This is a genomic window from Clostridium sp. HBUAS56017 (genome assembly GCF_007115085.1).
GTDB classification, from domain to species: domain Bacteria; phylum Bacillota; class Clostridia; order Clostridiales; family Clostridiaceae; genus Clostridium; species Clostridium cibarium.
Genome location: NZ_SULK01000028.1, coordinates 1 through 15,136, shown reverse-complemented (window position 1 = coordinate 15,136; position 15,136 = coordinate 1). Strand labels below are relative to the sequence as shown.

General features: G+C 26.8%; 13 protein-coding genes and 2 pseudogenes. 14 read left to right on the top strand and 1 reads right to left on the bottom strand.

Going from position 1 to position 15,136, the window contains the following annotated elements; translation table 11 throughout:
* Window positions 1-96 precede the first annotated feature (96 nt).
* From FAY47_RS17830 to FAY47_RS17780, 11 genes are all read left to right on the top strand, one after another.
* The gene (locus FAY47_RS17830; protein ID WP_143318280.1) at window positions 97-1,512 is read left to right on the top strand and encodes an amino acid permease; all 1,416 of its coding nucleotides are present in this window, start codon (window positions 97-99) and stop codon (window positions 1,510-1,512) included.
* 280 nt (window positions 1,513-1,792) lie between these two features.
* Window positions 1,793-5,221: a pyruvate carboxylase gene (locus tag FAY47_RS17825; RefSeq protein ID WP_143318279.1), complete on the top strand. Its 3,429-nt coding sequence runs from the start codon at window positions 1,793-1,795 to the stop codon at window positions 5,219-5,221.
* 1,389 nt (window positions 5,222-6,610) lie between these two features.
* The gene (locus tag FAY47_RS17815) at window positions 6,611-6,916 is read left to right on the top strand and encodes a hypothetical protein (protein ID WP_143318278.1); all 306 of its coding nucleotides are present in this window, start codon (window positions 6,611-6,613) and stop codon (window positions 6,914-6,916) included.
* 79 nt (window positions 6,917-6,995) lie between these two features.
* On the top strand, window positions 6,996-7,301 hold the full coding sequence (locus tag FAY47_RS17810) for a hypothetical protein (protein WP_143318277.1): 306 nt from the start codon (window positions 6,996-6,998) through the stop codon (window positions 7,299-7,301).
* Between the two features lie 669 nt (window positions 7,302-7,970).
* The gene (locus tag FAY47_RS17805; protein ID WP_143318276.1) at window positions 7,971-9,326 is read left to right on the top strand and encodes a hypothetical protein; all 1,356 of its coding nucleotides are present in this window, start codon (window positions 7,971-7,973) and stop codon (window positions 9,324-9,326) included.
* Window positions 9,327-9,797: a stage II sporulation protein M gene (locus FAY47_RS17800; protein WP_143318275.1), complete on the top strand. Its 471-nt coding sequence runs from the start codon at window positions 9,327-9,329 to the stop codon at window positions 9,795-9,797.
* A gap of 18 nt (window positions 9,798-9,815) precedes the next feature.
* Entirely contained in the window at window positions 9,816-10,490 is a 675-nt protein-coding gene (locus FAY47_RS17795; RefSeq protein ID WP_143318274.1) for an ATP-binding cassette domain-containing protein, read from the top strand.
* A gap of 28 nt (window positions 10,491-10,518) precedes the next feature.
* Window positions 10,519-10,674 carry a hypothetical protein gene (locus FAY47_RS20470; RefSeq protein WP_185966891.1) on the top strand — a complete coding sequence of 52 codons (156 nt, stop codon included), beginning with the start codon at window positions 10,519-10,521 and terminating at the stop codon, window positions 10,672-10,674.
* 26 nt (window positions 10,675-10,700) lie between these two features.
* Window positions 10,701-11,774, top strand: coding sequence for an efflux RND transporter periplasmic adaptor subunit (locus FAY47_RS17790; protein ID WP_143318273.1), 1,074 nt, complete (start codon window positions 10,701-10,703; stop codon window positions 11,772-11,774).
* The gene (locus tag FAY47_RS17785) at window positions 11,767-12,447 is read left to right on the top strand and encodes an ABC transporter ATP-binding protein (RefSeq protein ID WP_347562806.1); all 681 of its coding nucleotides are present in this window, start codon (window positions 11,767-11,769) and stop codon (window positions 12,445-12,447) included. Before FAY47_RS17790 ends, FAY47_RS17785 begins: the two co-directional genes overlap by 8 nt.
* A gap of 2 nt (window positions 12,448-12,449) precedes the next feature.
* A complete protein-coding gene (locus FAY47_RS17780) occupies window positions 12,450-13,631 on the top strand; it encodes an ABC transporter permease (RefSeq protein WP_143318272.1) in 1,182 nt (393 codons plus the stop codon).
* A 122-nt stretch (window positions 13,632-13,753) separates the two neighbouring features.
* On the opposite strand, the pseudogene FAY47_RS17775 reads toward FAY47_RS17780, so the two are convergent.
* Window positions 13,754-14,056 (bottom strand): annotated as a pseudogene (locus FAY47_RS17775) (transposase); the annotation flags it as partial.
* Window positions 14,057-14,177: 121 nt separating this feature from the next.
* On the opposite strand from FAY47_RS17775, the gene FAY47_RS17770 reads away from it, so the two are divergent.
* The 3 genes and pseudogenes from FAY47_RS17770 to FAY47_RS20465 all read left to right on the top strand — a co-directional run.
* Window positions 14,178-14,360 carry a transposase gene (locus tag FAY47_RS17770; protein ID WP_143318271.1) on the top strand — a complete coding sequence of 61 codons (183 nt, stop codon included), beginning with the start codon at window positions 14,178-14,180 and terminating at the stop codon, window positions 14,358-14,360.
* A gap of 172 nt (window positions 14,361-14,532) precedes the next feature.
* Window positions 14,533-14,892, top strand: coding sequence for an IS3 family transposase (locus FAY47_RS17765; RefSeq protein WP_185966890.1), 360 nt, complete (start codon window positions 14,533-14,535; stop codon window positions 14,890-14,892).
* Between the two features lie 12 nt (window positions 14,893-14,904).
* Window positions 14,905-15,063: pseudogene (locus FAY47_RS20465) on the top strand (IS3 family transposase); the annotation flags it as partial.
* Between the last annotated feature and the right edge of the window lie 73 nt (window positions 15,064-15,136).

Sequence of the window (15,136 nt, the reverse complement as noted above, 5' to 3'; positions counted from 1 at the left end):
AAAACATATCATGTTAATTGTAGTTATTTCCTAAGAGTGATACAATATTCACATTACAATTTTAATTTGAAGAAATAAATTTTGGGAGTATATACTATGAAAGAAGAAAAACAAGTAGAAAATGAAGAATTGCATAGAGGTTTAGAAGAAAGGCATATTCAATTAATGGCCATAGGAGGGGCCATTGGAGTAGGATTGTTTTTAGGATCTGCAGGTGCTATAAATAAAGCGGGACCAGCTTTGTTGTTAACATACATAGTTGCTGGAGCTATATTGTTTTTCATAATGCGTGCCCTTGGAGAAGTTGCAGTAGAAAAACCAGTAGCTGGTTCTTTTAGTTCATATGCAAATGACTACATATCTCCTCTTGCTGGATATTTAACAGGATGGACTTATTGGTTTATGTGGATTGTAACTTGTATGGCAGAAGTTACTGCAGTAGGTGTTTACATTAACTTTTGGTTTCCATCTATTCCACAATGGCTATCAGCCCTTGGAGCTGTTATTTGTATGACACTTGTAAATTTAGTTGCAGTAAAAGCTTTTGGAGAATTTGAATTTTGGTTTGCACTTATAAAAGTTGTAACCATTATTGCAATGATAGTTGTAGGAGTAGTAATGATTACAACTGGATTAGGTAATGGTGGTGTTGCTACAGGAATTTCAAACCTTTGGTCTAATGGAGGTTTCTTTCCAAATGGATTTAGTGGACCTATTAGCGCATTAGCTATGGTAGCTTTTGCTTTTGTTGGGATTGAACTTATTGGTGTTACAGCAGGTGAAGCAAAAAATCCAGATAAAACTATACCATCTGCTATAAACAAGGTTTTCTGGAGAATTATGATATTCTATGTAGGAGCATTAGCTGTTATGATGTCTATTTATCCATGGGACAAGATAGGAACAATTGGAAGTCCATTTGTTTTAATATTTAGTAATCTTGGAATTAGCGCTGCAGCTGGAATTATTAACTTTGTTGTATTAACTGCTGCATTGTCAGCTTGTAATAGTGGAATATTCACAACAGGTCGTATGCTTTATAACTTATCTCGTGAAGGTTTAGCGCCTAAGATGTTTGGAGAACTTAGCAAAGCTCAAGTTCCTAAGAACGGAATTTTGGTTTCATCATTTTGTATGCTTATAGGAGTTTTCCTTAACTATGTTGTTCCAGGTAAAGTATTTTCATATGTTACAAGTGTTGCAACTTTTGCAGGAATCTTTGTATGGTTTATAATTCTATTAGCACAGATGAAATTTAGAAAGAAGCTTAATAAAGAGCAAGTATCTAAATTAAAATTTCCAATGCCATTATATCCACTAACTAATTATATAAGTATGGCTTTCTTATTTTTTGTATTAGTGGTTATGTGTTTTAGTCCAGATACTTTAATAGCAGTTATTGTTGGACCAGTATGGTTATTAATTTTAGTTTGTTGTTACTATGGATTTGGACTGGCTAAAAATGAAAATAAAGAAATTGCGGATGATGAAGAAGTAAGCGAAGCTAGCTAAAAATAAAATTAGAAGAGATATTTAAAGAATAAGTATTTTGAAAAGGGACTTGGATTCAAGTTCCTTTTTTTCACTAGATTATAAAGATTTTGAGTTGTTAAAAGTAGAAAAGTATGCATTATATTGATATAAATCTAATGATTTCGCTAATAATTGCAATTTTCATTATAATTAAATTGCAATTTTCAGCAAAATATATTGAAAAATACTGTATTCAATATTATATCTAATGGTATAATAATATGAGTAAAAAACACCGAATGAAGAAGGGGGCACAATCTTGAAAAAATTTAAAAGAGTTTTAGTTGCTAATAGAGGAGAAATTGCTATTAGAATATTTAGAGCTTGTAAAGAGCTTGGAATAAGGACAGTTGCAATTTACTCAAAGGAGGATAAGTATGCTTTATTTAGAACAAAAGCAGATGAGGCATATGAAATTGGCAAAAACAAAGGACCTATTGAAGCATATTTGAATATTGATGAGATTATTGCAGTTGCATTAAAAAAGGGTGTAGATGCAATTCATCCAGGGTATGGATTCTTATCTGAAAATCCTGAATTTGCACGAAAGTGTGAAGAAGCAGGTATTGAGTTTATTGGACCTACTGGCGAAATGATAGAAATGATTGGGGATAAAATAAAATCAAAGCTAGTTTCCAAAGAAGTTGGAGTTCCAACTATACCAGGAGTTGAAAAGCCTATAAATACTGAAGAAGAAGCATTAAAATATGCAAACTTCTGTGGATATCCAGTAATGTTAAAGGCTGCTGCTGGTGGTGGCGGCAGAGGTATGAGAATCGTAAGAAAAGAAGAAGATTTATTAGAATCTTTCAATAGTGCAAAAAATGAAGCTAAAAAAGCTTTTGGAATAGATGATATATTTATAGAAAAATATATTGAAAAACCAAAGCATATAGAAGTTCAAGTTTTAGGAGATAAAAATGGTGATATAGTTCACCTATATGAAAGAGATTGTTCTATTCAAAGAAGACATCAAAAGGTAATAGAATTTACACCAGCTTTTGCTATTTCTGATGAAAAAAGAAAAGAAATATGTGAAGATGCATTAAAAATTGCAAAACACGTTAAATATAGAAGTGCAGGTACATTAGAGTTCTTAGTAGATATGCATGGTAATCACTACTTTATAGAGATGAATCCAAGAATACAAGTTGAACATACCATAACAGAATTAGTCACTGGGGTTGACCTTGTACAAAGTCAAATATTAATAGCAGAAGGTTATGGCTTAAAATCTGATGAAATAGGATTATTTAGCCAAGATGATATAAAAACAAGAGGATATGCAATACAGTGTAGAGTAACAACAGAAGATCCAGCTAACAATTTTGCACCAGATACAGGAAAAATTGAAGAATACATAACAGGTTCAGGATTTGGAGTCAGGTTAGATGGTGGAAATGGCTTTACAGGTGCAATTATTAGTCCATATTATGATAGCTTATTAGTTAAAACATCAGCTTATTCAAGAACATTTAATGATGCTGCAAGAAAAGCTATTCGTGCAATTCAGGAATTTGTTATAAATGGAGTAAAAACAAATGTAGACTTTGTAATTAATGTATTAAATCATCCTACATTTTTAAGTGGCCAATGTGATACAAACTTTATAGCAGATAATCCAGAATTATTTTTAACAACACCAAAGATAGATAGTGAATTAACAGTACTTAAATATATTGGAAACAAGGTTGTAAATGAAACTTTAGGTGTTAAGAAGGATTTTGACGTTCCTAAAGTGCCAAAAATACAATTAACCGAACCTTTAATTGGAACTAAGCAAATATTAGATTCAGAAGGTCCTGATGGAGTTGTAAAGTGGATAAAGGAACAAAATAAGTTACTTCTTACAGATACAACAATGAGAGATGCTCATCAATCGTTAATGGCTACAAGGGTTAGAAGTACAGATATGATTAAAATTGCAGAGGCTTCAGCATTACATGGAAAGGATTTATTTTCATATGAAATGTGGGGAGGAGCTACCTTTGATGTAGCTTATAGATTCTTAAAGGAAAATCCTTGGGAAAGGCTTACAGAGCTTAGAAAAAGAATTCCTAATGTATTATTCCAAATGTTAATTAGAGGAGCAAATGGAGTTGGATATAAGAATTATCCAGATAACGTTATTAGAGAGTTTATTAAGGAGTCAGCTAATTCAGGTATAGATGTATTTAGAATATTTGATTCTTTAAACTGGATAAAGGGAATGGAAGTTGCAATTGATGAAGTCATCAAAAATGGTAAGATAGCAGAAGCTTGTATATGTTATACTGGAGATATTTTAGATAATAAAAAAGATAAGTATAATTTAGATTACTATGTTAAGATGGCAAAGGAAATTGAGAAAACTGGAGCTCATATACTTGCAATAAAGGATATGTCGGCTTTATTAAAGCCTTATGCAGCATTTAAGTTAATTAAAGCTTTAAAAGAAGAAGTTTCAATGCCTATTCATCTTCATACTCATGATACAACAGGAAATGGCGTGGCTACAGTATTAATGGCTGCTGAAGCAGGTGTTGATATAGTGGATACAGCCTTTAACAGTATGTCAGGATTAACAAGTCAGCCTGCATTAAATTCTGTAGTTGCAGCTTTGAAGAATACAAATAGAGATACAGAAATTAATTTAGAAGGTATTCAAAAGATATCAGATTATTGGAGTGCGGTTAGACCTGTATATGAACAGTTTGAATCTGATTTGAAGTCAGGTAGTGCTGAAATATACAAGTATGAAATACCAGGGGGACAGTATTCAAACTTAAAGCCACAAGTTGAAAGTTTTGGACTTGGGCATAGATTTAATGAAATAAAAGAGATGTACAGAAAAGTAAATGGTATGGTTGGAGATATTGTTAAAGTTACTCCTTCTTCAAAGATGGTAGGAGATATGGCAATATTTATGGTAAAAAATGATTTAACACCTGAAAATATCGTTGAAAAAGGAAAGGGCATGGCTTTCCCAGATTCTGTTACAGCTTATTTTAAAGGTATGATGGGGCAACCTATGGGTGGTTTTCCAAAAGATCTACAAAAGTTGGTGCTTAAAAATGAAGAGCCAATAACTTGTAGACCAGGAGAACTTCTTCCATCAGAAGATTTTGAAAGAATAAAAAAATATTTAGATGAAAAATATGAAATAAATTCTTCTATGAAGGAAATCTTAAGTTATGCACTTTATCCAGATGTTTTTGAAGAATATTTGAAAAATGTTAATGAATATGAAAACCTAAAAAGGATGGGTAGTGATATTTTCTTCCACGGGTTAAAAGAAGGAGAAACATGTGAAGTTGAGGTAGCTGAAGGAAAAGTACTTATTATTAAGCTACTTGAAATAGGAAAACTTGATAGTGAAGGAAAGAGAAATGTTGAATTTGAAATCAATGGTAATAGAAAAGAAATTAAGATTCAAGATAAGTTAAGTGCAGTTAAGTCAGAAACTATTGAGGTTCCAATGGCAGATCCAAATAATAAGTATGAAATAGGATCAAGTATTCCAGGTACTGTTGTAAAGGTGCTGGTTAAAGAAGGGGATAAGGTAGAGGAAAATCAAAATGTTATAGTTGTTGAGGCTATGAAAATGGAAACAATAATAAATAGTTCTGTCCCAGGAACTGTTAAAAAGTTACTTATAAAAGAAGGTCAACAAGTAAAAACAGGGCAGGCTTTGATGATTTTAGAGTAAAAATAAATAATCTTATAGATAAAGAGAGAATTTTTTCCTATAGAATAGGAAAAAATCTCTCTTTTATTATGATTAAATAAAGCATATCATTTACATTGTATTATTATGATAATTTATAAGGGATGTATAAAATATATAAATAAGTACGTGTTTACAAAAAAATAGACTTATTATTATATGTTGATAAAGTAGTTACTGGTCAAAATCTCTGCAATGAATTAGGTATATCATCTCGAACAATAAGAAGCGATATAAAGGAATTTAATTATATATTAAAGAATAAATGAGCAATAATTATTTCACAAAAATCCAGAGGATATAGAATTGAAGTCTGTGATAAGAAAAGGTTTAACTCATTTTTAGGCATTAACAAAAAAGAACGCATCTAGAAACTTAACAGCTTTGGTAAGAGGAGAAAATATAATAGGTAGATTACTAATAAATGATTTAGAAGTTCTTGAATTTCCAGACGGGGAGGGTTGGTCTTTAGCGACTTCGTTCAAGTAATTGATTGCGATATTGAGAATGCATCTAATTAAGATAATAATACCAAAACTATAGATATATTTTAAATACAGGCTGTTTTTTTACTCTTAACATCGCAATCAATTCAACTCATTTGAAAAAAATCTTTTGATTTAGCATTCTATAATTTGGTCAAATTTAATATATTTATAGGATTACGTATGATCTTAATAAACATATATTCTTTATTCCAATGGTAATAACCTGAAATTTTCTTATACAAAATTCCATTTATTCCAATAGAATTTTTATCTGTTAAATATGACATTAATGAATTTATACTTCTAATTTAATTAATATAAATTTTTCATCTATTTAGTTTAGCTCAATTATTCTCTAATAATATAGTTAATGTTGCTTACCATAATCATATCATCTAATGCATAATTCAATTGTAAACGTATCTCTCAATTATGCTAAATTATATTTGAAATATAAACTAAAATATAAGTATTTCAGACATATAATAACAAATTTATATTTATATAGTTATTTTTAATAAAAAAATAAATTTTAATTAATAAAATAAGTGGGAAATTTTATAAAAAAACGCTTTTATTTCAAAAAATATGATATAATAAAAAAGTAATACATAAAAAGTGTGATTTGGTTTGAATAATAAAGAATATGAAAAATATTTATTAAAATTTTGTGATAGCAAACTGTTTTATAGGACAAGCTGTGGGTTTATTCATATAGAACTACAAATAGTATCTATAGTTCTTGGTATAAGATTAAATTTATTAGTGCTATAAATAAACTTTTAATAATTATCTAATCAAACTACAAAAAGTTTATTTTAGAAAAAAATTTATTTATATAAATTTTTTAAAAATTGTGGAGAGATTCAAGGAGGAAAATAATATGAACAAATTAGTAAGTGTATCAAAATTAAAAGTTAGTAAAAATAGTTTAATTTTAGTAGCTTGCACATGTGCAGTTTTTGCATTAAGTCATTCAATTCTTTTAGCTTCAGTAGCAGGAGTATCTGCTGCTAAACTTGCTCAAATACTTGGTGCAGCATATGAAGCATATAAAAAAGGTGAAGCAGTTGAGGATGCTATTGCATTAATAACTGGTCCAGGAGCTGTTGTTACAATAATAGCTAATTTCCTATTAACATGGGGAATCGGATATGTATTGAACTCAGATTGGTTGAAAAGTATGTAATTAAAAAACAAATAATTAACTTTTCATAATACAGAACTTAAAGTTCTAATTGTGTTGGAATTAAATGGGGAGGATTAATATGAACAAATTAGTAAGTGTATCAAAATTAAAAGTTAGTAAAAATAGTTTAATTTTAGTAGCTTGCACATGTGCAGTTTTTGCATTAAGTCATTCAATTCTTTTAGCTTCAGTAGCAGGAGTATCTGCTGCTAAACTTGCTGAGATACTTGGCACAGCATATGAAGCGTATAAAAAAGGTGAAGCAATTGAGGATGCTATTGCATTAATAACTGGTCCAGGAGCTGTTGTTGCAATAATAGCTAATTTCCTATTAACATGGGGAATTGGGTATGTAATGAATTCAGATTGGTTAAAAAGTATGTAATTTGATAAAAATCAAATAAATAACTCTCCACAATTTGAAACTTTAAATTCGATGTATATATTTTTTTATTAAATAAGTATACATCGAATTTAATAATTTTAATACTCTCTTTTAACCATAAATAGGTATGTGTAAAAATTTAGAATTTCGAAATGGAGTGACAAATCAATGATTAATTATAAATCCAAATTGATATCCTTATTTTTTTTGATAATGATAATAATTATGGCATTATTACCTTCATTGGATTCAGTTAAATCTAGTGATAATAGATCTACAACAATTTATATATTACTAATGTTTACAATTTTTTCGACGCTCATATCAATAGGATTAGCTTATTTGGTGTATTTTTTATTATTCAATTTTATAGTACAGAGAAAAATAAGTAGTAAAACAATAATTTTAAATTTTGTATTAGCAATAACTTTTTCAAATGTTTTGTTTAAAATTATATGTATATATTTTTTTAAGATCAATAGTGAATTGACTAATTTTGTAAATCCGTTTATGTTAATTTTTGGATATGCATTTTATAGATATATGTCCTATAGAGAAAGTTTAGATAAAAGGAAAGTATTATATTTCTTATTAAGTTCATATTCATTTATAACAATAGGAAGTTACTTACTAAACTATGTAAAGAATATTTAAAAGGGAAGTATTTTTATGAACTATTTAAAAAAGATATATCATATTTTAGATTTAAATTTATTATTAAATTTAAATCTATTTAAGTATAAATATAGTCAATATATAGGCAGATATACAAAAAGCATATATTACTTAATTTTTTCATTAAAAATTTTAGTTTATTTTTTAGCTATTAAAGTATTATCAGTAGTTATTAAAATAGGATTTGTAAAAATAGAGTATTTATATTTTCTCTTAATAGCACTATCGATAAGTAGTATTAGTACTATGTCATTTTATTTAAGAGCATTAGAGAAGAAATTGAAAATAAAATCATACCTTACAAGCAATATTTTTTCTCCAAGAGAGAAAATAGGTAATTTGAAAGCATTAAATTCTTACATATGGATTAAAAACTTTTTTGTGTTTATGCTTATAGTTATATATATTTCATTTGCAGAAAATACATTTTTGGTAAATGATTACATATTGGTACAAGTTCTTTTTAATATAAATGTACTTCTATTTATAGGATTTTTATTATTAATTAAAATTTATTTAATTAATAATAAAAATCTACATGGAAAATCAAAGAATAACAAAATTGTAAAATTTAGTATAATAATTATAATTTTCATAGCAGTTAAAAGTAATCTAATAAATACATACAATGTAACAAATTTTAATTTTTTACTTAAGTTAAATAGAATTATGGATCAAATAAGATATTTTACTATGGAAGGACATGATACAATTTTAAACTTGTTAGTATTTTTATTACTTATAATAATTTATGGTGTTTTATTATTCTGTAAAAAGAAACCAATTGGCGTGGAAAATGTAAATATACAAGTTGATTCAAGCTTAATTAATCATATTATAGAAAAAAAGTTTAGTTTTCTACAAAGAGATTTTATTATAAAGGAAGTTATTAATAAAATAATATATATTCCTTTATTTTTATCAGTTTTTATGTTACTAAATATATCAGTAATGAAAAAGAATTTAATAATGATAATAGTATTTAGTTTCTTATTTACTCAATATAATCAGAGATATTTGCTTAAATTATCATTATTTTCATACTTTAAACTAATAAACAATGGTAGAAGGTGTATTTTATCAATTGTTTATAAAATATTACCAATAGAGATAGTTATAATTTCAATATCAACTTTTTTAATGAATGATACTAAAAATATTATTAACTGCATTGAAGTTGGTTGCATAAATATATTATACTTACTTTTAATATTAAGTATTAATACTTTTATTATGATTGTAGGAAGTTTAAGAAAAGAAAATCCACGAGAAAATATTAACATAATTGAGTTTATTACTGGAATAAATTATGGGGTGCAATTTTTTGTGATAATCAAAGGAGGATTTTAAGTGGCTCTATCTAAGAAGTTTAAAAAAATAATATTTCTATTTTTATCATTTTGGATACTTCCCACAATAGTTTTAATAATAAATGTAATATTTAATAATGAAATATCAAAAGAAGATCTATATTGTAATAATATTTCTTTTAATAAAATATTTTTAACAAATATCTGTATATATTTTGCTGTAATAGTAACAGGATATTTACACAGAATTATTCCAACTATTATTTATTATTATAATTCCTTCAGTTTTTCACTTGTTTTTAGTATATCATTATCTGAAAATGGAATTTTGAAAGCAATATTTTTAACAGTTCCACATGGAATTACAGAAATATTAGCTTTTTCTATAGCTCTATATATAGGTGAAAATTTTAAATATATAAAAGAAAATAAAAAATTAGCTATTAGTGGTATGATATTAATATTTATATCTGCTTTATTAGAATCTTATATTACTGTATTATTTAGATAGAATAAGGAGAGAGCAAATGTGATTAGGATTGAGAATATATCTAAAAGTTTTAAAAAGGAAGTGTTTTCTAATATAAGTTATACATTTAAGAAAGAATGTATATACAGTATATTTGGGAAAAATGGTGTAGGAAAAACTACACTACTAAATATAATAGCAATGAATATACTACCAGATACAGGAAGCATAAATTGTGATAATGAATTTGATAAAATGATGTTTATAGATGAAAATCCATTTCCATTTGAATTTATCACTGGTAAGGAGTTTTTGATGCAAACACTCAATTTGAAAAATATTAAAACTAATGCTGAACAAATTGAAAAAATTGCAATAAAGTTTGAAATGTTAGATTCTTTGAATTATATGATATCAACATATTCTGCAGGAATGAAGTACAAGCTATTATTAATTCTTATAGTTATAATTAAACCTAAATTTTTAATATTAGATGAACCTTTAGTAGAAGTTGATATTTTAACATTAGAACAAATTTCAGATATTTTTAAAGAATTAAAAAAAGAGTGTATAATACTATTTTCAACTCATATACCCAATATAGCTTTCAAAATAAGTGATAAAGTACTTTATCTTAATAAGGATAGTCTAATAGAAATTGATAAGAAATTTGAATCAGCTAACGAAATAGAAGAGTATATTCTAAATTTAATGAAAAATAGTAGAAAATGTTAGTTGTTTGTGTAAGATATTAGGAGGAAATATGAAAAATTTAAGTTCTATTAATATTACTATAAGCTCAATAGTTTTTGTTATTTGTTATTTTGCATTAAGCCTAGGTTTAATTAAATCAGTAATTGTTGATATGTTAGTATATATAATTTTATCAGTAATTATTAAAAAAATTATAAAACAATAACAATATTCTTAGTGAGGCGTATTTATATGAAAAAAAAGTATTTATATATAATATTATTTATTATAGTAATAATATTAACTATAACAAGTTTGTATTTTATAAAATTAAGTAAACATAGTAAAAGTAATATGAATAAAATGGATACATATACAATTCCAACAACAGAAAAAGTATATATAGACGGAATAATAACACCAGAATTATCTAAAGATTATTACATAGATTCATCTAAAGGGACACTTAATGAAATATTTGTAACAGATGGACAAATAGTGAAAAAGGGAGATGTGTTATATAAATATAAAAATGAGCAAATATCTGACCAAATAGAACAATTACAAAACAAATTGAAAGAAATTGAAAGTGGAAATGAACAATATACTGAAAATAATATTAATTCAATAAATAATAAAACAGAAAATAACTCTAATTTATTAGAAAATAATTTAATAACAAATTCAAATAAAAATATTAACCAAATGAAGAAACAAATAAATTTACTTAAAAGCAAAGAATATAGTGAAGTTGTTAGTGATTTTGAGGGAAAGATATATATATATGAGAATAGTTACAATAAAAGTGAAAACAATCCAATATTGAATCTTATGACAAATACATTTTGTATAAAAGGTAAAATTAGTGAAAAAGATAAACCTAAGATTAATATAGATATTAATAAAACTGTTGATGTATTTATTATATCTTTAAATAAATCAGTATCTGGTAAGATTAAAGATATAAGTAATAAGCCTTCGTCTAAAGATTTTAATACAACTTCAAATTCAACAACTCAAACTAATATATCATATTATGATATTACTATATTGCCTGAAAGCCAAGAATTTCTTGATGATGGGTTTCATATACAAGCAACTTACAAAATGTCAAATAATTCTATAAAAGTTCCTAATACTTCAATTTTAAAAGATGGAGATATTTCATATGTTTATAAAGTTGTAGATAAAAAAATAGAAAAACAAATTATAACTTTAAAAGAATATGATAGTGATTATGCAATTTTAGAAGATGGTTTAAATGAAAATGATACTATAATAAAAAATGCTGATACTACATTGAAGGAAGGGCAATTAATTGAATAATATAATAGAAATTAGAAATATGCAAAAATATTATAGTCTAGGTGTTGATAAAATTCATGTATTAAAAAGTATAAATTTTTCAATAGTTGATGGTGATTTTGTGATGATTCTAGGAAAATCAGGAAGTGGAAAAACTACATTAATGAACATATTAGGGTTCTTAGATGATTTCGATGAAGGTACATATATGTTTAAACAAAATGATGTAACTAATTTAAGTGAAAATCAACGTTCGGGATTCAGAAATAACTATATTGGATTTATATTTCAACAGTTTCAGCTTATTGAGTCTTTAACAGTATTACAAAATGTTGAGTTACCATTAATATATAATGGTGAAATGTGTAAAAGGAGGAGGCATCAATATATAAAAGAACAACTTGAAATTTTAGGCTTAGTAGATAAGTTAAATCAGCTACCTATGGAACTTTCAGGAGGTCAACAACAACGTGTTGCTATAGCAAGAGCATTAATTAATAATCCATGTATTATATTTGCTGATGAACCTACAGGTGCATTAGATAGCGAAACAGGAAAAGAAATTATGGATATATTAAAAAATCTTAATAACAATGGAAAAACAATTGTTATGGTTACACATGATAAAGACTTAAAATTATATGCAAACAAGATAGTTTCTATACAAGATGGTTTTCTTGTACAGGAGGAATAAATATGTTGATATTAAATTTGATTAAAAGTTCATTACTAAGTCTTAAAGCTCATAGATTACGTGTATTTCTGACAATGATAGGTATAATTATAGGTATTAGTTCTGTGGTAATTATTTTATCACTAGGAGAAGGGCTTAAATTTCAATTGATTCAATCAACAACAGATATAAATTTAAATAAATTATCAATATATTTTGAAGCTGAAGACAAAAATATGCCTACTGAACTTTTAAATTTTTTTAATAAACAAGATTGTTTAGAACTTCAGAAAATTAATGGAGTAAAGACTGCTCAACCAGATAATAGTGTATTAGGTAAAGAGTTAATACCTATTAATGCAAGTTATTTTGATGATACTGTATCATTAAATATAAGTAAATATAATGGAGAAAAACTTGATATAGAATATGGTAGATCATTTAATGATAATGATTGTTTAAGAAATTGTATAGTATTAAACAGTGATACAGCTAATAAACTATTTAATTCACCTAATGAGGCAATTGGACATGGAATAAATTTAAATGGGATAATGTGTGAGGTAATAGGGGTATTAAAATCAAATGATGATCAAATTTTAAATTTTAATTCTAATATTGTACAAGAATATTCTATAAAAGAAATTAGTTCTGACACTCCATTTAATACTATAAGTGTATATATTAATGGCGATCAAGATAAAAATAGAATATTTAATGAAATAAGAAAGCAATTAAATATACTTCATCCAGGGATTAAAGGTGAATATAAAATTCAAGATTCACAAGCAGTCACTAAAAATTTTGAAAAAACAATTGATTATTTAACAATATTTGTTGCATTTGTGACTGGAATTTCATTACTTGTTGGTGGAATTGGAGTAATGAATATTACATATGTTTCAGTTAGTGAGCGGAGAAGAGAAATAGGAATTAGACGAGCTATAGGGGCAAAACCTTGTAATATACTGTTTCAATTTCTTTTTGAGGCTATTGTTATAACAGGCATTGGAGGAATTTTAGGTATATTAAATGGATATTTATTTGCTAAAGTTATAGGAATATTTTTACCATTTAAGTCTATTTTAACGGTTAAAATTTTCATAGAAGCAACATGTATATCTGTAATTACTGGAATTTTATTTGGAAGTATACCTGCATATAGAGCTTCAAAATTAAATCCAATAAAAGCCATCTATAAATAGGATTTAAATTTTAATACTATTATTTACTAATCTTATTATATAGAAAAGGAGCTGTCTCCAAATGATTTAAAAATCATTTGTCTGAGACGGCTCCCTTTTTGAATTTGAAGAAATTATTCAACTTATTTTATGTACATTATGGTAATTAAAATGCCACTTCTATTTTGTTTTCTTTTATTCCATAACTTATTTATATTATATCCAAAGCTTAACAATAAGAATTCAATTTTTATATTTTTAGTTCCTCTCGTCAAGAACCTTCTAAATCTGTGATCTTCTTTTAATACTCCAAAAGCACCTTCGACCTGAATAGATCGATTCATTCTTAGTAACTTCCCTTCGGGAGTCGTAATATTGATAAGTGACTGTTTTCTTTTAGATATAAAGTTTTTAGATACATGTAATCTTTTATTGCCTTTTGATTTCTTGTTTCGAGTCCAGATAGGTATTAATCTCTTTCCATTAGCACAAATTGAGTCTTACCCACTTTGATAGACATGAAGAACTCGTGTTATATTAGAAGTGAAGGAAGGATTGATTGTTAGTATGAAAAAACAATATAGTGCAGAATTTAAAATTAAAACAGTAAAGAGATTAGAGAAAACAGGAGAACCTTTAAATAAGATTGCAAAGGAATTAGGAATAAGCCCACCAACAATGCATGGATGGGTAAAAAATATAAAGAATCACCTAAAACTCCTTTTCCAGGTAGCCGACATCTCAAACTAGAAGATGAGAGATTAAGGAAATTAGAAAAAGAAATCAGAAATCTTAAAGAAGAGAATGAAATATTAAAAAAAGCGGCAGCCTACTTCGTTAGGAACCAAAAATAAAAAGGTTTGAGTTTATCAAGGATAATTGCAATACATGCCGAGTAGCGAAGCTATGCAGTGTTCTAGATGTGTCTAGGAGCAGTTACTATGCATGGGATAAAAGACCTGAGAGTAATAGAGCTAAAGAAAATGAAATAATATTGAAAAAAATCAAAAACATTCATAATAAGAGCAAAAAAGTCTATGGTTCTATAAAAGTTGGAAAGGAATTAAATGATGGCAAAAATCCTCCAATAAATCATAAACGTATAGAGCGTATAATGAGTGAAAATGGTATAAGAGCAAAGGTTGCTAAAAAATTCAAGGCTACTACTAACTCAAATTATAAACTTCCAGTAGCTGAAAACATTCTTAATAGAGATTTTTCAGTGGAAAAACCTAATGAAAAAATGGTTAGAGATATTACATATGTATGGACTAATGAGTGATGGCTTTATGTTGCTGAAATAATGGATTTATGTGGACAAAAGATTGTTGGTTTATCAATGAGCGAAAGAATGACAAAAGACTTAGTTATAAATGCATTAAACGATGCATATAATCGTGCTGAAGGACCAAGTGGTGTTATTTTGCATTCAGATAGAGGATTTCAAGTGTGACAAGAAGTTGCGTGATACATTGTCGTTAGACTACCCCATCCATTCGGGGTAACTCTATCGTGACTAGCGTGAA

Excerpts from the sequence above, each read along its gene's own strand:
- FAY47_RS17830 (WP_143318280.1), top strand. The coding sequence starts at position 97 with ATGAAAGAAGAAAAACAAGTAGAAAATGAAGAATTGCATAGAGGTTTA.
- FAY47_RS17815 (WP_143318278.1), top strand. The coding sequence starts at position 6,611 with ATGAACAAATTAGTAAGTGTATCAAAATTAAAAGTTAGTAAAAATAGT.
- FAY47_RS17810 (WP_143318277.1), top strand. The coding sequence starts at position 6,996 with ATGAACAAATTAGTAAGTGTATCAAAATTAAAAGTTAGTAAAAATAGT.
- FAY47_RS17805 (WP_143318276.1), top strand. The coding sequence starts at position 7,971 with ATGAACTATTTAAAAAAGATATATCATATTTTAGATTTAAATTTATTA.
- FAY47_RS20470 (WP_185966891.1), top strand. The coding sequence starts at position 10,519 with ATGAAAAATTTAAGTTCTATTAATATTACTATAAGCTCAATAGTTTTT.
- FAY47_RS17790 (WP_143318273.1), top strand. The coding sequence starts at position 10,701 with ATGAAAAAAAAGTATTTATATATAATATTATTTATTATAGTAATAATA.
- FAY47_RS17780 (WP_143318272.1), top strand. The coding sequence starts at position 12,450 with ATGTTGATATTAAATTTGATTAAAAGTTCATTACTAAGTCTTAAAGCT.
- FAY47_RS17770 (WP_143318271.1), top strand. The coding sequence starts at position 14,178 with ATGAAAAAACAATATAGTGCAGAATTTAAAATTAAAACAGTAAAGAGA.